This is a genomic window from Phenylobacterium sp. LjRoot219 (genome assembly GCF_964252995.1).
Taxonomy (GTDB): Bacteria; Pseudomonadota; Alphaproteobacteria; order Caulobacterales; family Caulobacteraceae; genus Phenylobacterium.
In genome coordinates this window covers 529596-547596 of the sequence record NZ_CAXUQI020000002.1, presented here as the reverse complement: position 1 = coordinate 547596, position 18001 = coordinate 529596, and the positions used below count along the sequence as shown (strand labels likewise).

At 69.9% G+C, this 18001-nt stretch carries 17 protein-coding genes and 1 pseudogene; 7 read left to right on the top strand and 11 right to left on the bottom strand.

The annotated features are described in order from the left end of the window. Window positions 1-12 precede the first annotated feature (12 nt). Window positions 13-1284, bottom strand: coding sequence for a cytochrome P450 (locus tag ACSQ14_RS20590; protein WP_436016110.1), 1272 nt, complete (start codon window positions 1282-1284; stop codon window positions 13-15). 256 nt (window positions 1285-1540) lie between these two features. On the opposite strand from ACSQ14_RS20590, the gene ACSQ14_RS20585 reads away from it, so the two are divergent. Continuing rightward, window positions 1541-2263 (top strand): beta-ketoacyl-ACP reductase, encoded by a 723-nt coding sequence (locus ACSQ14_RS20585; protein WP_436016109.1) that lies wholly within the window; start codon window positions 1541-1543, stop codon window positions 2261-2263. Here the strand turns inward: ACSQ14_RS20585 and ACSQ14_RS20580 are convergent. Next, entirely contained in the window at window positions 2253-2852 is a 600-nt protein-coding gene (locus ACSQ14_RS20580; protein ID WP_436017590.1) for a CoA-transferase, read from the bottom strand. The two genes, ACSQ14_RS20585 and ACSQ14_RS20580, sit on opposite strands and share 11 nt — an antisense overlap. Before the next feature lie 75 nt (window positions 2853-2927). Continuing rightward, window positions 2928-3575 (bottom strand): annotated as a pseudogene (locus ACSQ14_RS20575) (CoA transferase subunit A); the annotation flags it as partial. 266 nt (window positions 3576-3841) lie between these two features. Between ACSQ14_RS20575 and ACSQ14_RS20570 the strand changes: the two are divergent. Both ACSQ14_RS20570 and ACSQ14_RS20565 read left to right on the top strand, forming a co-directional pair. Next, window positions 3842-5470, top strand: coding sequence for an ABC-F family ATP-binding cassette domain-containing protein (locus tag ACSQ14_RS20570; protein WP_436016108.1), 1629 nt, complete (start codon window positions 3842-3844; stop codon window positions 5468-5470). Window positions 5471-5603: 133 nt separating this feature from the next. Continuing rightward, complete coding sequence (locus tag ACSQ14_RS20565; RefSeq protein WP_436016107.1) at window positions 5604-6344, top strand: SDR family NAD(P)-dependent oxidoreductase; 741 nt, start codon at window positions 5604-5606, stop codon at window positions 6342-6344. Window positions 6345-6392: 48 nt separating this feature from the next. Here ACSQ14_RS20565 and ACSQ14_RS20560 read toward each other — a convergent pair whose 3' ends face one another. From ACSQ14_RS20560 to ACSQ14_RS20550, 3 genes are all read right to left on the bottom strand, one after another. Further along, a complete protein-coding gene (locus tag ACSQ14_RS20560) occupies window positions 6393-6992 on the bottom strand; it encodes an HdeD family acid-resistance protein (protein ID WP_436016106.1) in 600 nt (199 codons plus the stop codon). 157 nt (window positions 6993-7149) lie between these two features. Continuing rightward, window positions 7150-7479: a hypothetical protein gene (locus ACSQ14_RS20555; protein WP_436016105.1), complete on the bottom strand. Its 330-nt coding sequence runs from the start codon at window positions 7477-7479 to the stop codon at window positions 7150-7152. Then, window positions 7457-8149, bottom strand: a complete 693-nt coding sequence (locus ACSQ14_RS20550) for a hypothetical protein (RefSeq protein ID WP_436016104.1) — start codon at window positions 8147-8149, stop codon at window positions 7457-7459. The genes ACSQ14_RS20555 and ACSQ14_RS20550 overlap by 23 nt, the downstream gene beginning before the upstream one ends. A 215-nt stretch (window positions 8150-8364) precedes the next feature. On the opposite strand from ACSQ14_RS20550, the gene ACSQ14_RS20545 reads away from it, so the two are divergent. After that, window positions 8365-9621, top strand: coding sequence for an MFS transporter (locus tag ACSQ14_RS20545; RefSeq protein WP_436016103.1), 1257 nt, complete (start codon window positions 8365-8367; stop codon window positions 9619-9621). A 12-nt stretch (window positions 9622-9633) separates the two neighbouring features. On the opposite strand, the gene ACSQ14_RS20540 is transcribed toward ACSQ14_RS20545, so the two are convergent. From ACSQ14_RS20540 to ACSQ14_RS20525, 4 genes are all read right to left on the bottom strand, one after another. Continuing rightward, complete coding sequence (locus tag ACSQ14_RS20540) at window positions 9634-10158, bottom strand: hypothetical protein (RefSeq protein WP_436016102.1); 525 nt, start codon at window positions 10156-10158, stop codon at window positions 9634-9636. Between the two features lie 105 nt (window positions 10159-10263). Further along, entirely contained in the window at window positions 10264-11463 is a 1200-nt protein-coding gene (locus ACSQ14_RS20535; protein ID WP_436016101.1) for an FAS1-like dehydratase domain-containing protein, read from the bottom strand. Between the two features lie 106 nt (window positions 11464-11569). Then, complete coding sequence (gene acuI, locus ACSQ14_RS20530; protein ID WP_436016100.1) at window positions 11570-12556, bottom strand: acrylyl-CoA reductase (NADPH); 987 nt, start codon at window positions 12554-12556, stop codon at window positions 11570-11572. Between the two features lie 85 nt (window positions 12557-12641). Beyond that, window positions 12642-13298, bottom strand: a complete 657-nt coding sequence (locus ACSQ14_RS20525; protein WP_436016099.1) for a TetR/AcrR family transcriptional regulator — start codon at window positions 13296-13298, stop codon at window positions 12642-12644. Window positions 13299-13476: 178 nt separating this feature from the next. On the opposite strand from ACSQ14_RS20525, the gene ACSQ14_RS20520 reads away from it, so the two are divergent. Further along, window positions 13477-14334, top strand: coding sequence for an alpha/beta fold hydrolase (locus ACSQ14_RS20520; RefSeq protein WP_436016098.1), 858 nt, complete (start codon window positions 13477-13479; stop codon window positions 14332-14334). A gap of 160 nt (window positions 14335-14494) precedes the next feature. On the opposite strand, the gene ACSQ14_RS20515 is transcribed toward ACSQ14_RS20520, so the two are convergent. Further along, complete coding sequence (locus ACSQ14_RS20515; RefSeq protein WP_436016097.1) at window positions 14495-15376, bottom strand: LysR family transcriptional regulator; 882 nt, start codon at window positions 15374-15376, stop codon at window positions 14495-14497. Window positions 15377-15486: 110 nt separating this feature from the next. Here ACSQ14_RS20515 and ACSQ14_RS20510 point away from each other — a divergent pair, with 110 nt between their 5' ends. Continuing rightward, on the top strand, window positions 15487-16983 hold the full coding sequence (locus ACSQ14_RS20510) for a CoA-acylating methylmalonate-semialdehyde dehydrogenase (RefSeq protein ID WP_436016096.1): 1497 nt from the start codon (window positions 15487-15489) through the stop codon (window positions 16981-16983). Window positions 16984-17317: 334 nt separating this feature from the next. Further along, entirely contained in the window at window positions 17318-17899 is a 582-nt protein-coding gene (locus ACSQ14_RS20505) for a sugar O-acetyltransferase (RefSeq protein ID WP_436016095.1), read from the top strand. Window positions 17900-18001: the final 102 nt, after the last annotated feature.

The window sequence follows — 18001 nt, the reverse complement described above, 5'->3', positions numbered from 1 at the left end:
GCGTGAAGTCCCCTAAGCCGGCGTGAAATCGATGTGCAGCGCCGACAGGCTGCGCAGCATATAGGTCGGCTCGTAGTCGTAGCGCCGCGCCTCGGCCGGGCCGTGCTCGGCCTGTGAGATGCGGATGTCCGCCAGGCGATCGAGCAGCCGCTCGATCGCCACCCGCGCCTCCAGCCGGGCGAGCGGCGCGCCCGGACAGGCGTGCAGGCCGCGGCTGAACGCCAGGTGCTCGCGCAGGCCCGGCCGGTCGATGTCGAAGCTGTCGGGCCGCTCGAAATGCGCCGGGTCGCGGTTCGCCGCCATCAGGCTGTTCATGACGATCGCCCCGGCCGGCACCTCGGCTTCGCCGACCGCGGTGCGGGTCTGGGCCAGCCGGAAGTTCACCTTCACCGGCGTCTCGACCCGCAGCGTCTCCTCGAGGAAGTCGGGGATCTTGTGCCGCTCCGCCCGCAGGCGCTGCTGCAGAGCCGGGTCCTCCGCCAGGATTCGCACCGCCGAGGCGATCAGCCGGGCCGAGGTGTCCTGTCCGGCGCCGAACAGGAAGCTGGCCAGCCGCGCCAGCACCTCGACGTCCGGGGCCGAGCCGTCGCTGAACTTCGAGTTGGCCAGCTCCGACATGGCGTCGCCCTGCGGATCGGCCTGGCGCTCGCTGAGGTAGCGCATGAACCGGTCGTGCAGATGGGTCAGCGGATCGGGCCCGATCTTGTCGTCCGGGTCGCCGTCGATCTGGGTCGGCGGCGCGCCAAGCAGCTCCAGCAGCTCGGCGCGGTCGGCGTCGGGGATGCCGAGCAGGTCGGCGATCACCAGGGTCGAGACGGCGTGGGCGTACTCCGAGACGATCTCGCAGCGGCCCTTGGCGATGAAGCCGTCGATCAGCCGGTCGGTCAGGCCGATCAGATAGGCCTCGTTCTGCTTCAGCCGCTTCGGGGTGATCAGCCGGGTCACCAGGATCCGGTGTTCGGCGTGCTTGGGGCCGTCGAAGCTCACCAGGTGCCCCGACCATGGCAGCTCCGCCCGGTGCGCCTCGACCTGGGCGCGGATGTCGTCGCCCTCAGCCTCGAACGGCAGCGGCGGGATCGGGCCGGCGACCGAGACGCAGTTGGAGAACTGGTCGCTCGGCCGGTTCAGCGCGTCGAGCACCTCGTCGTAGCCGGTCACCACCACCGCGCCGTGGTGCGGCTCGCGCAGCACCGGGCACTTGGCGCGCAGCGCGGTGAAATAGGGCGCCGGATCCTGAACAATGCCGGCGTCGGTGAAATAGTCCCGACCTTCGAACGTCCCCATGTGACTCCTCCCGACCCGCTTGTTCTTTTAGGCGCCCGCAAGCATCCAATGCTAAGCGAGCGCCCAGCATTGGGCCATCTTCGCGCCGGCGCCGTCAATCGGGCGTTTTCGTCGCCAGAACGGGCAGAAATCGATACGGCGCCAACCATTTGTATTGATGACCGTTCAGTCTCGTTCCTTGATCTGATCAGGCCTTGATCTGCTGAGGCTTCATTCTGAGCGCCGGCAACGGCGCCAGCCTGCACAGGAAGGTGAGATGGTGCGAGTTGCTTTCGTCACGGGCGGGACCCGCGGCATCGGACGAGCGATCTCGGCGCGCTTGAAGGCCGATGGGTTGAAGGTCGCCGCCGGCTACTCCGGCGATGACGCCAACGCCGAGGCCTGCGCCAAGGAGCTCGGCGTCATGGTCGTGAAGGGCAACGTCGGCGTGTTCGACGACTGCCGCGCCGCGATCGACAAGGTCGAGAAGGAGCTCGGCCCGGTCGAGGTGCTGGTCAACAACGCCGGCATCACCCGCGACGTGGTGTTCCACCGCATGACCCCGGAGCAGTGGGGCGAGGTCATCCGGGTGAACATGGACAGCGTCTACAACATGACCCGCCACGTGATCGAAGGCATGCGCGAGCGCGGCTGGGGCCGGATCATCAACATCTCGTCGATCAACGGCCAGAAGGGCCAGATCGGCCAGGCCAACTACTCCGCGGCGAAGGCCGGCATGATCGGCTTCACCAAGGCGCTGGCGCTGGAGAACGCCAAGAAGGGCGTGACCGTCAACGCCATCGCCCCGGGCTACATCGACACCGAGATGGTCCGGGCGGTGCCGGAGAACGTGCTGCAGCAGATCATCGCCCAGATCCCGGTCGGCCGGCTCGGCACCGGCGACGAGATCGCCGACATGGTCTCCTACCTCGCCGGCGAGCACGCCGGCTACGTGACCGGCTCGACGCTGACGATGAACGGCGGCCAGTTCATGAGCTGAGGGCCACCTGGAAATCGGGCTCGGTCCTGGCCCGCACCGCTTCGACGGTGACGCCGGGAGCGAGCTCGACCAGGGTCAGCGGCCGGCGGCCACGCTGCAGTTCGAACACCCCGAGGTCGGTGATCAAGAGGTCGACCGCGCCGGCGCCGGTCAGCGGCAGGCTGCAGGCATTGACCAGCTTCGGCGCGCCGGAGCGCTCGACCTGCTCCATCAGCACGACGACGCGGCGGGCGCCGGCGACCAGGTCCATCGCCCCGCCCATGCCCTTCACGCTCTGGCCGGGCGCCGTCCAGTTGGCGAGGTCGCCGTTCGCCGCCACCTGCAGCGCGCCGAGCACCGCGAGATCGACGCGGCCGCCGCGGATCATCCCGAAGCCTGAGGCGGAGTCGAAGAAAGCCGCGCCCGGCGGCTCGGCCGCAGTCTCCGCCCCGAGGCGCTGCAAGGTGTTGGCGCTCTGCAAGGTGACGTCCATCCTGGCCGGCGCATGCTGCGCCACCAGCGTCGGGATGCCGACGCCGAGATTGACGTAGAAGCCGTCGCGCAGCTCGGCCGCGGCGCGCGCCGCCATCTGCGCCCGCGTCCAGCCCATCGCCCGCCCTCCCCCGCTGGCCGCCGTACGGGCGGGCGCGGACTCGGCGGGAGCAGGCGTGCAGACCGTGCTGCCGATCAGCTTGTCGACGTAGACGCCCGGCGTGTGGATCTGGTCGGGATCGAGCCCGCCCACCTCGACCAGCTCGTCGACCTCGGCGACGGTCACCCGGCCGGCGGCGGCCATCAGCGGATTAAAGTTCTGCGCCAGCCGTCGATAGACGAGGTTGCCGGCCGCATCGCCCCGCCAGGCCTTGACGATCGCCAGGTCGGCGGTGAGCCCGCGCTCCAGCACATGCAGCTCGCCGGCGAATTCCCGGAGCTCCTTGCCGGCGGCGACCGGCGTGCCGACGCCGGTGCGGGTGAAGAAGGCCGGCACCCCGGCGGCGCCGGCGCGGATCCGCTCGGCCAGCGTGCCCTGCGGGCAGAACTCCACCTCGAGCTCGCCGGCCCGATAGAGCTGCTGGAACAGCCGGTTCTCGCCGACGTAGCTCATCACCATCCTGCGGATCCGCCCGCCGGCCAGCAGCTGGCCCAGCCCGTAGCCGTCGAGCCCGCAGTTGTTGGAGACCACCGTCAGGCCGCTCACGCCGCTCTCGCGGATCGCCGCGATCAAGGTCTCCGGCACGCCGGACCGCCCCAGCCCGCCGGCCATGAGGGTCATGCCGTCGGACAACAGCCCCGCCAGGGCTGCGACGGCGTCCGCCTGAACTTTCCGCGTCACGGGGCCTCCTTGCGCCGCCACCTAAAGGGCTTGCCGGTCCGTACTCAAGCAGGCTGGCGCGGCTCCCGGCGATCAGGTGCGGGGCTGGGGGCCGGGCCGAGGGCGTTCCGGTTCGCCGCCTTGATCTGAGTTCCGCTCACGACCGAACTCGGAAGTTCGCTACTCGCCGTCGATAGACCGGAGGACCTTGGCCGGGCGGAGCTAGGACTAGAAGCCCGTGGGCTGAGGCTGGCGTTCTCCTCGCCCCCGAGTTAGCAGACCGCCCCATGATCCGCCTCGACAATATCTCCAAGCAGAACGGCCACCAGATCCTGTTCATCGAAGCCTCGATGGGCATCCAGAAGGGCGAAAAGGTCGGGCTCGTCGGCCCGAACGGCGCCGGCAAGACGACGCTGTTCCGCATGATCACCGGTCAGGAGCAACCCGACGACGGCGTGGTCGTGATCGATCCCGGCATGACGATCGGCTATTTCAGCCAGGACGTCGGCGAGATGTCGGGCCAGAGCGCGGTCGCCGCGGTGATGGACGGCGTCGGTCCCGTCAGCGCGCTGGCCGCCGAAATGTCCAGGCTCGAGGCGGCCATGGTCGATCCGGACCAGGCCGGCGAACTCGACGCCATCATGGAACGCTATGGGGAGGTGCAGGGGCGCTTCGAGGAACTGGACGGCTACGCGCTGGAAGCCCGCGCGCGCGAGGTGCTGGCCGGCCTGAGCTTCAGCCAGGAACGCATGGATGGCGATGTCGGACTGCTGTCCGGCGGCTGGAAGATGCGCGTGGCGCTGGCCCGCATCCTGCTGATGCGGCCCGACGGCATGCTGCTGGACGAACCCAGCAACCACCTCGACCTGGAAAGCCTGATCTGGCTTGAGGCCTTCCTCAAGAGCTATGGCGGGGCCCTGTTGATGACCTCGCACGACCGCGCCTTCATGAACCGCATCATCGGCAAGGTGGTGGAGATCGACGGCGGCGACCTCATCACCTATTCGGGCGATCTCGATTTCTACGACCAGCAGCGGGCGCTGAGCGAACAGCAGCGCCAGGCGCAATACGAGCGCCAGCAGGCCATGCTGGCCAAGGAAATCAAGTTCATCGAGCGGTTCAAGGCGCGCGCCTCGCACGCCGCCCAGGTCCAGAGCCGGGTGAAGAAGCTCGACAAGATCGAACGTGTCGAGGCGCCGCGCCGTCGCCAGTCGGTCCAGTTCGAGTTCAAGAGCCCGCCGCGGTCGGGCGACGACGTGATCAGCCTGCGCAATATCCATAAGGGCTACGGCGCGCAGCCGATCTATGAAGGCCTCGATTTCCTGGTGCGCCGCAAGGAACGCTGGTGCGTCCTTGGCGCCAACGGCGCCGGCAAGTCGACGCTTTTGAAACTCGTGGCCGGCGCCACCGCGCCCGACCAGGGCGCGGTCAGCATCGGCGCCAGCGTCAAGATGGGCTATTTCGCCCAGCACTCCATGGACCTGCTGGACGGCGAAGAGACGATCTTCGAGTCCCTGGACGGCTCGTTCCCGCAGGCGGGCCAGGGCGCGCTGCGCACCCTGGCGGGGTGCTTCGGCTTCTCCGGCGACGATGTCGAAAAGCCCTGCCGCGTCTTGTCCGGCGGCGAGAAAGCGCGCCTGGTCATGGCCAAGATGTTGTTCGACCCGCCGAACCTGCTGGTGCTCGACGAGCCGACCAACCATCTCGACATGGCGACCAAGGAGATGCTGGTCGCGGCCCTGGCGAACTTTGAGGGCACCATGCTCTTCGTCTCGCACGACCGCCATTTCCTGGCGGCCCTGTCGAACCGCGTGCTGGAGCTGACGCCCGAGGGGGTCCATCAGTACGGCGGCGGCTACACGGAATATGTCACCCGCACGGGCCAGGAAGCGCCGGGGCTGCACCCGGGAGGGTAGCGGCGTTGGCTCCTCAACCGGCGCCGCCGGCGACCGAGCGGTCCGGACTGGGCGGGTCGCCCGGCGCTTGACCGGCTAATCAACAATGCTGTTTAGGTCCGAACCCCATCGGCCGCAGCGAAGCGAGATCTGCATGTCCCTCAACGGTAAAGTCGCGGTCGTCACCGGCGCCGCGCGCGGCCTCGGCAAGGCGATCGCCCTGCAGCTCGCCACCGACGGCGCGGCGATCGCGGTCTGGGACCTGGACGGCGCGGGCGCCGAGGCCACCGCCGCTGAGATCACCGAGGCCGGCGGCCGGGCGATCGGCTTCGCTGCGGACTGCGCTGATGCGGCGGTGATCGCCCAGGCGGCGGCGCGCACCCGGGCCGAGCTCGGCCCGATCACCGTCCTGGTCAACAACGCCGGCATGACCGGCTTCGTGCCGTTCCAGCAGACCACCGAGGAGCTGTGGGACCGGATGATGAAGGTGAACCTCAAGGGCCCCTTCCTCTGCACCCAGGAGATCCTGCCGGACATGCTGGCCGCCGGCTGGGGCCGGATCGTCAACATCTCCTCGTCGTCGGCCCAGACCGGCGCGCCGGTGATGAGCGCCTACGCCTCCTCCAAGGGCGGCGTGATCGCCTTCACCAAGGCGATGGCCATCGAGTTCGCCGACAAGGGGATCACGGTGAACAACATCCCGCCGGGCTTCGTCGACACCCCGATGCTGCGCGAAGGGCCGGTCGACGTCGACGCCGCCGCCAAGGCCTCGCCGATGAAGCGGCCGGGCCGCCCGGAGGACATCGCCGCGGCCTGCTCCTACCTGTGCTCGGAAGCCGCCGGCTACGTCACCGGCCAGACCCTGGGCGTCAACGGCGGCCGGGTGATCTACTGAGGCAAGACGGCTGGCGCGCGGCCAGGTGCGCCAGCCCGTTCCCCACGCCTAGATGTGTGAATGCTTCAGCTTTCGCAGCCGCAGCGCCAGGGCGATGAAGCTGAAGCCGGCGAGCAGCTCGAGCGCGCCGAGCGTCCAGATCACCGTGGCGCCGCCGACCACCGGGCGGGCGATCATGAAGATGCCGAAGCCGACGAGCACCACGCCGACGAGGATCAGCAGCCACTCGCCCTGGATCTCCTTGCGCATTCGGATGCCGCCCCAGATCTGCATCAGCCCGGTGAAGATCGCCCAGGCGGCGACGCAGTAGAGCAGCGCGACGGCGAAAACGCCCGGCCAGCCGAAGGCGCCGATCCCGGCCAGCACCCCGGCGATCCCCACCAGGATCAGCCACCAGCGCGAACTGATGCCGCCGCCCCTGCCGCTGATCCCGGCCCACAGCGCCAAGACCCCGTCGATGAAGGCGTAGCCGCCCCACAGCAGCACGAAGACCATCAAGGTCAGGCCGGGCCAGGCGAAGGCGGCGATCGCGAAGGCGATCGCCGCCAGTCCGCGCAGCAGCGCGATCCACCAGTACTCGGCGAGCGCCTGGCTCATCGCATAGCCGGCGAAGATCGAGGCCGGGCCCGTGCGCGCATGAAGGCTCATCGCAGCCTCTCCCGCTGTGCGGCCGCGCCGACAGGTGCGGAGGCTCCGCCCAGCTCAACGCGCCCCAGCTTTCGCTAGCAAGAACGCGACGCTCCGGACATCGGCGGAAACCCGAAGACGGCTGTGGTAATCGCCCAGGCCAGCGCTGCCGCGTCGGTCAGACGCTAAGCAGCCGGCCGAAGAAGGCGCGATAGCGTTGCAGGGCCACCCGCAGCTCTTCGGTGGAGACGTCGTCGCCGCGATCCCATTGGGATTCCAGGCCCGCCCGCTCCTCCGCGAACATGTCGGCCAGACGTTTCATCGTCGTGGCGACCAGGTGATCGGCCTCTTGGACCGCGGCGCGCGGCTCGTCGACGAACCCGGCCTGGATGGTCTCCCAGGCGCGCTTCAGCTCCATCGCCTCGCCCTCGTGGAAGATCGGCTGATCCGACGCGCGCCGGATGTCGTCCGGCTCGTCCTCCCGGCTAAACGTGCGGGGTTCGGCCATCGCCCGATCGGTCGCGCCGACGTCGGCGATCTGCTCGGTGGACAGTATCTCGCTCGTATTCCTCGTCTCGAACTCGCGCGGCTCGCTCATCCTCGGGCTCCTCTCTGAATGTCCGGGGTTCGTCCTGCCGGGCGGAGTCGACCGGCGGCTCGACCAGATCCGCGAACAGGTCGCGGTAGTGGATCATCGCCTGGCGCAGGTCCTCGGTGTCGGCCTCGCCGCGGGCGTGGCGCACCGCCACCTCGTGGGCGATGCGGTAGTGGGTGACCAGCTTCGGGTGCTCGACCGACAGGTCGTCGGCGCGCTGCTCGAAGTCGCTGACCGGATAGCCGCGGACCCGCATGACCTCGCCGAGCACGGCGTCCGCATCGCCGATCGCCGAGCGCGGATCGTCGACGAACTCGGCCTGCACCTTCCGCCAGCGGGCGGCGAAGCGATCGGCCTCCTCGAGGCTCAACGGGCGAATGTGAAACGTCTCGACGCGCTTCTCGCGCTGCTTCAGCGCGGCCTCCGCCTTCCGGCGGTCGCCCAGCTCGTCCACGGCGACGAGATACTCCGCCCCGTAGTGCGCACGCAGCCGCTGGGATTTGCGACGCTGGACGTAGGCGACAGCGCCAAGCACGACCGCGAGGGCCACGAGGGCGACCAAAATTGCAGCGGCGGTGTTCATCGCGAATCCTCCTGCGCCTAGGCCTTGGGGCGCTAGGGCCGGTCGAACGAGCGTTCCTGGGCAAAGTTCCCTGGGGTTCGCCGCACTCAGCAAGACGTGATGGCGGCGGGGGAAACGGCCAAACGCCGAGCGCAGCCTAGGCGCCCACCCCAGAAGGCGACATGCTGACCAGCGAGGAAACGTGGCTCCGGAATAGGGGCCGGAGGGCGCACATCATGACGAGCGAGTTCAAACTGAACTGGCAGCCGCTGTTGGCGGCGAGCATCGGGCTGGGGCTCGGCTCGGCGCTCGGGCACTACACCTTGAGCCTGTTCGGGCCGGCGCTGATCGCCGAGTTCGGCTGGTCGAAGGCGCAGTTCGCGCTGATCGGCTCGCTGCCGCTCGCCGCGCTCGTGTTGGTGCCGTTCGCCGGCCGGTTCACCGACCGCTTCGGGACCCGCACGGCGGCGATGGTCGGCTTCACCGCCCTGCCGCTGGGCTTCCTGGCGTTCTCGATGATGAGCGGAAACATCGTCCAGTTCTTCGCCATCTGGCTGGCGCAGCACGTCTTCGCCATCCTCACCACCTCGCTGGTGTTCTGCCGGGTGGTCGCCGAACGGTTCGACAAGTCGCGCGGCCTCGCGCTGTCGCTGGTGATGACCGCGCCGCCGCTGGCCGGCGCGATCGCCGCGCCGCTGCTCGGCGACCTGATCGAGACCGAGGGCTGGCGCGCCGGCTATCTGGCGCTGGCGCTGGTCACCGGCGCCGGCGGCCTGGTGGCGATCACCATGATGGGCCGCACCAAGCGCGAGCGCCCCGCCGCCTCAACCGAGCTGCACCTGACGCGGGCGGAGCTCGGCCGGCTGCTGCGCCAGCCGACCCTGCTACTGATCCTCGGCGGCATGTTCCTGGTCAACATCCCGCAGGTGGTCGCCTCGTCGCAGCTCAAGCTGATCCTGCTGGACCGCGACGTGGCGAGCCAGACCGCCACCTGGATGGTCTCGCTCTACGCCATTGGGGTCATCGTCGGCCGCTTCCTCAGCGGCCTGGCGCTGGACCGCGTGCAGCCGCACCTAGTGGCGATCGCCGCGCTGGGGCTGCCGGCGATCGGCTACTTCATCTTCGCCTCGCCGCTCACCTCGGTGGCGATCCTGGTCGGGGCGGTGATGGTGATCGGGCTGGCCCAAGGCGCCGAGAGCGACATCGGCGCCTATCTGATCTCCCGCCGGTTCGACATGAAGAACTTCAGCCTGCTGCTGAGCTTCGTCACCGCCGCGCTCGGCCTCGGCTCGGCGGTCGGCGCCTTCATCCTCAGCCTCTCGCACCAGTTCGCCGGCGGCGACGTGCCGTTCCTGGTGGTCTCGGCGATCGCGACGCTGTTCGGCGCGCTGCTGTTCGCCCTGACCGGTTCGCGCCGCGCCAGGGCCGGCACGGCGGATGCGATCGTCGAGGAGAAGACCATCGAACAGGCGATCGCCGGCGAGATCGGCTAGCTCCAGCCGACCCTAGCCTGCGGCGTCGCGCTTGGCCTGCGAGCGCTTGTTGGCCTGGGAGACGGCGCCGACCATCGCCGGATTGACCTCCATCGCCCGGCGCAGGCTGGGATTGGCCCGCATGCCGGCGCGCGCGGTGCGCCCGGCCCCCGGCCGTTCGGCCGCCTCCGACCGCCGCTTCATCGCCAGCGCCCGCTGCGCCCCGGCCGTGGTGCGGGCGCGCGCCTCGGCGTGCTCCAGCCGCTGCAGTTGGCGGTTGGTGCGCTGCAGCGCCTGACTGAAGATCTGCTTGCGGCGCGCGGCGTGCTCCTGGGTGCCCGAGGCGCTGCCCGCCCGCGCCGGGCCCTTGCCGCGCGCTTCCCGACGCTTGTGCTGGGCCACGGTCTTGGCCTTGCTGCGCAGGTCCCGCAGGCGAGAGCGCGCTTCCCGTAACTGCTCGGCCTCGAGCTCGGTAAGCTGCGGATGGTGGGTGGTCTTGACGATCTGGAGCTCCTCGCGGCTGAGGAACCTCCGTTCGGCGGAGATGGACGTGGTCATTCGGCGACCTCCGGAGTGGGGTCGCGCAGGAAAGGCGCTGAGGCGGCTTCAGGCCATCAGGTGAACACCCGATGGCCCGCTCATCGCCGCCGCAAGCGGCCGGCGTCAGCCGATCGGCAGCTCCACCTCGGCGGTGGAGTCGACCAGCGTCCCGCCGTCCTGGTTGGTGAGCTTCACCTTGACCTTGACCAGCGGCATGCCCCAGGCGGTCTCCGGCATCTTCTCGACCACTTCGGCGTCGAAATAGGTGACGTCGCCCTCGAAGGCCGGGCCGCGGAAGTCCGACTTGCAGTGGCGGATGAAGCCGTCGTTGCCGGCCCAGTAGGCCAGGTAGTCGGTGACCCAGGCCTGCATCGTCGCGCCGTAGCCGTAGGCCCGAGCCATGCCGATCTCGTCGGCCTTCTCGTCGTCGATGTGGCCGCGGGACGGGCCGAGATAGAGGCCGTCGCGCTTGCGCGGGTCGATCAGCGCCCCTTCCTCGTCGAAGCCGAAGCCTTCCACCCAACCCGGATCCTGGTTGATCCAGGGGTCCTTGACGCCGGCCGGCGCGGTCCAGTGGTAGCTGCCCCAGGCGTTGAACAGGAAGGCGCGGTACTCGGTGGCGAACGAGGCGATCGAGTGCGGGCCGATCACCCGGCGCGGCAGCCGGTCGCCGACCTGCACGTCGCCGAACAGCGGCGAGACGCCTTCGCGGTTGGACAGGATCCAGTCGAGCCGGACCTTGTCGACCGCGGCGATCTGCTCAGGCGTCCACTTCGGCTTCGGCGGCAGCTTGTCGGCGTACATGCTGCGCTTCTCGGCCTCGGCGGCGAGATAGCGGATCGCCGTCGAGCGCGCCTTGGCGACCACCACGCCGTGCTGGTTGCGGTGGATGGTGTCGCCGCGCGAGAACATCGTCGGGCCGGCGAACTTGGTGTCGGCGACCTTGTAGTCGTGGAACCGGCGCTCCTGGAACAGCTGGTCGCCGGCGCGGACGCGCGGGCCGTAGTGCCACCACTCCTCGCCGCCGAAGATCAGGTGCGAGCCGGGGATCTTGCCGACGCAGGCCGGCTGGCAGCCGTGGCCGTAGTCGAGGGCGACGGCGATCGACTGCGGGGCCACCAGGCCGCCGAACTTCGACTGGCGCGCGGCTTCCTCGTCCCAGTGGATCGGGTTCGCGTAGTCCATGGCCATCACCCAGCGACGGATGTCGCTGGACGAGCACGGATCCCACAGCTGGCCGCCGCCGACCAGTTGGCCGAGCCGGTGATCGACGTCGCTGAGGTCGAGTTTGACTTCGCCTTCCGGCGCGGCGGAACTGGACATGCGGATTCCTCCCAGAATCTACGTGGTTGTTTTTACTGGTATATTTTACCTGAAGCTCGCCGGCGCATCTGTCGTGCGCCTGGCGAGCCTCAGACCGAAGACGCGCTTACTTGTTGACGTTGACGACGATGCGGCCGCGGACCTTGCCGTCCATCAGCTGGGTCGCCGCGTCGACCGCGCCGGACAGGCCGATCTCCTGGCCGCCGATCACGTCGAGCTTGGCGAGGTCGAGGTCACGGGCCAGGCGGGCCCAGGCCGCCAGCCGCTTGGCCTTCGGGGCCATCACGCTGTCGATGCCGAGCAGGCTGAGGCCGCGCAGGATGAACGGCGCGACCGAGGCCGGGAAGTCCATGCCCTGGGCCAGGCCGCAGGCGGTCACCACGCCGCCGTAGCGGGTCTGGGCGCAGGCGTTGGCCAGGGTGTGCGAGCCGACCGAATCGACGACGCCGGCCCAGCGTTCCTTCTGCATCGGCTTGCCGGGGGCCGACAGCTCGTTGCGGTCGATGATGGTGCTCGCGCCGAGCTGCTGCAGGTACTCGGCCTCCGAGGCCTTGCCCGAGGACGCCGCCACGGTGAAGCCGGCCTTGGCCAGCAGCGCGATCGCCACGCTGCCGACGCCGCCGGTCGCGCCGGTGACCAGCACCTCGCCCTTGTCCGGGGTCACCCCGGCCTGCTCCAGCGCCTCGACGCACAGCGCCGCGGTGTAGCCGGCGGTGCCGATCGCCATCGCCTGGCGGGCAGAGATCCCGGCGGGCAGCGGCACCAGCCACTCGCCCTTCAGCTTGGCCTTCTGGGCCAGGCCGCCCCAGTGGACTTCGCCGACGCCCCAGCCGTTCAGCACCACGGCGTCGCCGGCCTTCCAGTCGGGGTTCGACGACTCGACGACCGTCCCGGCCAGGTCGATGCCCGGCACCATCGGCCACTTGCGCACCACCGGCGAACGGCCGGTGATCGCCAGCCCGTCCTTGTAGTTCAGCGTCGAGTAGGCGACCTCGATGACCACGTCGCCTTCCGGCAGCTGCGCTTCGTCCAGCTGGGTCACCTCGACGGTCTGGCCAGCGTCGGTCTTGTTGATCAGCAGGGCGGAGAACATGCGGCGCGATCTTTCCTGGGTGTCCGGGGGGAAGCCGTCTGGTGTACACACCTGTTGATCGAAAGCAATCGGCCAACCGCCCGCTTCAGTCGTCCGCCGGCTTCAGCCGCTCGGCGATCTCCGGGAAGCGCTCGGCGCGCAGGCTGCCGTACATCGAGATCCGCAGGCACTCCTGGGCGAAGCGCCGGGCCTGCCTGCGCCGCTCGTCCTCGCTGGCCGCATGGGTGCGCCCCCAGGCCGACCACAGGAAGGCCCCGGCCAGCATGATCACCGACAGCACCTCGGTGTCGACGCCCGGCTGCGCCAAGTCGGTCTTGGCGAACCGCGTCTGCGAGCCGGCGTACTCCTTCCAGAACGGGTCGCTCCAGGGGTCCTCCGAGGACAGCACCTGCAGCAGCCACACCCGGCACAGCTCCGGATTGTCCATCGCGAAGTTCGCCAGCCGGTCGGTCATCTCGGCGATATCGACCTGCTCCACCCGCCGCTCGCCGATCGTCTCCGGATCGCCGAACACCGCCCGGAACAGCTTGTCCGACACCCATTCCGCGGTCGCCTTGATCAGCTTCTCGCGGGTCTCGAAATGCTGGTAGGCGGTGCCGCGGTTGACCCCGGCCAGGTGCGCCACCTCCGACAGGCTCAGGCCCTCCGGGCCGTCCGCCGCCAACCGTGTGCGCGCCGCCTCCAGGATCGCCTCCCGCGTCGCCTCGGGATCCCGCGGCCGCCGCTTGCGCGCCTCCGACATCGTCACTCCACCCCGCGTTCCTGCCGGCGCGCTCGATCCGCCGCTGCGCCCGACCCGGGCGACTCGCCAAACTGGCCTGCTTCGCCGCAGGCGGCTACGCGAACCTTCGCAACCCCCTTGGCGCGCGGCCGGCACGCGCTACCGTGGCGACAAGATAAAAAACCAGGGAGGATCGACCATGGCGCGCGCCGAGATCAGCGGGATCGGCATCGAGTACGAGGTGTTCGGCGGCGACGGGCCGCTGGCGGTGATCACCCCGGGCGGGCGGTTCTCGAAGGACACGCCTGGCGTCCGCGAACTGGCCCAGGCGCTGGTCGCCGGCGGGCTCACCGCGGTGATCTGGGACCGACCCAACTGCGGGGCCTCGGACATCTGCTTTGAAGGCGAGTCGGAGTCCATACTCAACGCAGACGTGCAAGCCGAGCTGATCCGTCATCTCGGCCGCGGGCCGGCCTATCTGGTCGCCGGCTCCGCCGGGTCGCGCGTGGCGCTGCTGACCGCGGCCCGCCGGCCGGACGTGGTCTCGCGGATGTTCCTGCTGTGGATCAGCGGCGGGCCGATCTCGCTGGCCTCGCTCGGCGCCTTCTACACCGAGGGCCAGGCGATGGCGGCGATCACCGGCGGCATGGAGGCGGTCGCCGCCCTGCCCCAGTGGCAGGAACAGCTGGCCAAGAACCCGGACAACCGCGCGCGGATCCTGGCGCAGGACCGCTGGGGCTTCGTCGAGACCATGCAGCGCTGGTGCGCGGCCTTTTTCCCGACGCCTGGCGCGCCGGTCCCCGGCCTGACGGCGCAGGACTTCGCCTCGATGCGCATGCCGGTGATGGTGCTGCGCAGCGGCCGGCCGGACCTCTACCACACGCGCGAGACCAGCGAGCAGGTCCACGCGCTGATCCCCGGCGCGCAGATCGCCGAGCCGCCGGGCTGGCCGGACACCGAGTGGAACGACCGCATGGCCGCCGCGGCGCAGGGCGAAGGCCTGTTCGCCAAATGGCCGCAGCTCGCCCCGCAGATCCTGGCCTTCGCCCGGAGCTGAGGCGGCGGCGCTAGAGCGCCCCCTCCGTCTCGCGCCTACGGCGCGATCCACCTCCCCCGCTGCGCGGTGGAGGATCTGAGCGCCGAGATGCTCCACCGCTTGCGGGGGAGCTGTCGGCGAAGCCTACTGAGGGGGCGTTCAGCGCCGCCCCCTCCCCGCTTCAATCGTCGTAGGGCGCCAGCCGGCTGCGGTTGTCCTGCGCCAGCTGGCGCAGCCAGTTGCGCACGACCCGCATGCGGGCGGTGTCGTGGACGTCGGCGTAGGTGCTCATCCAGAGCCGGCGCTCGAGCAGCACCTCGGGCAGCACCCGCACCATGCCCTCGGCCATGAAGCAGTGCATCACGCCGATCCCGCCGTCGGCGCGGATCATCTCGCCCTGGGCGCGGATCGACGAACTGGCCAGGGTCGGCGTCAGCCCGGGGAGGATCTCGTCCAGGTAGCGCAGCTCCGAGGCGAAGATCAGGTCGCTGACGTAGCCGACGATCTGGTGCCCGGCGAGGTCGGCCGGGACCTGCGGAGTTCCGCGCCGGGCGAGGTAGTCGGGCGAGGCGTAGAGGGCAAGCTGGTACCTGGTGAGCGGCTCGACCACCAGCCGGTGGGCGTCCGGCGCGCTCAGCGTGATCGCCATGTCGACCTCCCGGCGGCTGGGCGACAGGAAGCCGGCGGTGGCCGCCAGCTCGACCCGCAGTCCCGGACGCTGGGCGGCGAGCGCCGGCAGCGCCGGGGCCAGCATGGCCGTGCCGAACCCCTCGGCGGCGCTGATCCGCACGGTGCCGGCGACGACATCGGGATGGGCCTCGCGCACCGCGCGCTCCATCGCCGCCTCCGCCTCGACCCCGCTGGCGAGCAGCTGCGCGCCGGCGGCGGTGAGCTGCAGGCCGGAGCGCGAGCGGACCAGCAGGGTCGCCTTCAGCGCGGTCTCCAGCCGGGCCACCCGGCGGCCGACGGTGGCGGTGTTGATGCCCAGCTTCTCGCCCGCCGCCGCGAGCGATCCGGACCGCGCCGCCGCGAGGAAAATGCGAAGATCGTCCCAGTCGAACATCAGCGGCTCCGCGCCGCGTTTAATTTCTGCAACTAGTGCGCGGCAAAAACGCAATACCGTTGGCCGCTCGATCCCGCTAGAGGCTGACCGCGAACCAAGGATCATTCCCCATGCGAGACATCACACACTTCATCGACGGCCAGGCCGTCGCGGGGACCTCCGGCCGCTACGGCGAGGTCTTCAACCCGAACACCGGCGAAGTTCAGGCGCGGGTGCAGCTGGCGACGGTCGGCGAAGTCGACGCCGCGGTGCAGTCCGCGCTGCGCGCGCAGCAGACCTGGGCGCTGGTCAACCCGCAGCGGCGCGCGCGGGTGATGTTCGAGTACAAGCGGCTGCTCGAAGCCAACATGAACGAGCTGGCCGAGATGCTGTCGGCCGAGCACGGCAAGGTGGTCGCCGACTCCAAGGGCGACATCCAGCGCGGCCTGGAGGTGATCGAGTTCGCCTGCGGCATCCCGCAGGCGCTGAAGGGCGAGTACACCGAGGGCGCCGGCCCGGGCATCGACGTCTATTCGATGCGCCAGCCGCTCGGCGTCTGCGCCGGCATCACCCCGTTCAACTTCCCGGCGATGATCCCGATGTGGATGTTCGGGGTGGCGATCGCGGTCGGCAACACCTTCGTGCTGAAGCCGTCGGAGAAGGATCCGTCGGTGCCGGTGCGCCTGGCCGAGCTGTTCATGGAGGCCGGCGCGCCGAAGGGCGTGCTGAACGTCGTCCATGGCGACAAGCTGTCGGTCGACGCGCTGCTCGACCATCCGGACGTCAAGGCGGTCAGCTTCGTCGGTTCGTCGGACATCGCCCAGTACGTCTACGCCCGCGGCACCGCCACCGGTAAGCGGGTGCAGGCGATGGGCGGGGCGAAGAACCACGGCATCGTCATGCCGGACGCCAACATGGACCAGGCGGTGAAGGACATCATGGGCGCGGCCTACGGCTCGGCCGGGGAGCGCTGCATGGCGCTGCCGGTGGTGGTCCCGGTCGGCCAGAAGACCGCCGAGGAGCTGCGCGAGCGGCTGCTGGCGGAGATCGAGACCCTGAAGGTCGGGGTCTCCACCGACGCCGCCGCCCAGTACGGTCCGGTGGTCTCGGCGGCCCACAAGCAGAAGGTCAGCGACTACATCCAGCTGGGCGTCGACGAAGGCGCCGAGCTGGTGGTCGACGGCCGCGGCTTTGCGCTGCAGGGCTACGAGAAGGGCTTCTTCATGGGCCCGACGCTGTTCGACCACGTGAAGACCTCGATGCGCACCTACAACGAGGAGATCTTCGGACCCGTGCTGCAGATCGTCCGCGCCGACAGCTTCGACGAGGCGGTCGCCCTGCCGAGCCAGCACCAGTACGGCAACGGCGTGGCGATCTTCACCGGCAACGGCCGCGCCGCGCGCGAGTTCGTCAGCCGGGTGCAGGTCGGCATGGTCGGCGTCAACGTGCCGATCCCGGTGCCGGTGTCCTACCACTCGTTCGGCGGCTGGAAGCGTTCGGGCTTCGGCGACACCAACCAGTACGGCATGGAAGGCGTGCGGTTCTACACCAAGGTGAAGACCGTCACCGCCCGCTGGCCGGAAGGCTCGGTCGAAGACTCCGCCTTCGTCATTCCGACGATGAAGTAGGCGCCGTCGTCCACGACTGCGATTGAGAGCGCCGCCCGGGTCCCCCCGGGCGGCGTTTTTCGTGGGCGAACGCCAGCGACGACGACCGATCGCCGGCTCCCCTCCTCCGTCATCCCGGCCGGAGCATAGCGGAGAGCCGGGACACAGGGCGGCGCGCACGGCCCCCGGGTCCCGGAGCGGCCTTGCAGGCCGTCCGGGATGACGAACGATATTCAGATGCAATCGCCTGGCGCCGGGAGATTTGTGCTCCCCCTCCCCTCCCCTGCCCGCGAATGTCGCTATCCCGCCGGATCGAGCGTTAGGCGAAAACACGCCGCTGTTCAGGGGACCGCCGATGCCCAGCGAGATGCAGAAGATGCTCGCCGGCGAGCTGTACGACGCGAGCGACTCAGCGATCCAAGCCGCCCAGGCGGCTACGCAGCGCTGGCTGGGCCGCTACAACGCCCGCGACTGGTCGCCGGCCGAACGGCTCGGGCTGCTGCGCGAGCGGTTCGCCGAAGTCGGCGACGGGGCGGTGATCCGGCCGCCGTTCCACTGCGACTACGGCTTCAACATCCGCCTGGGCGCCGGCGTGTTCCTGAACTTCAACTGCGTGATCCTCGACGTGGTCGAGGTGACGATCGGCGACGCCACTCAGATCGGGCCGGGCGTGCAGATCCTGGCGGCGGACCATCCGCGGGACTCGGCGACGCGGGCCTCCGGCCTGGAGTTCGGCCGGCCGGTGCGGATCGGGCGCAATGTCTGGATCGGCGGCGGCGCGATCCTGCTGCCCGGGGTCACCGTCGGCGACGACGCGCTGATCGGCGCCGGCAGCGTGGTCACCCGCGACGTGCCGGCCGGCGCGACGGCGTTCGGCAATCCGGCGCGGCTGCGCACGGCGACAGCGCCCTCCCCTGGCGAGGTCCGCTACACCTGAGCCAAGTCAGGCCGGCGTTGCCAACTGGCAACGCATACGCAAACGGTCACTGATCCCCCGACAGCAGGTTCGGGGGATCAGTGACCGTTGCCAGTTGGCAAT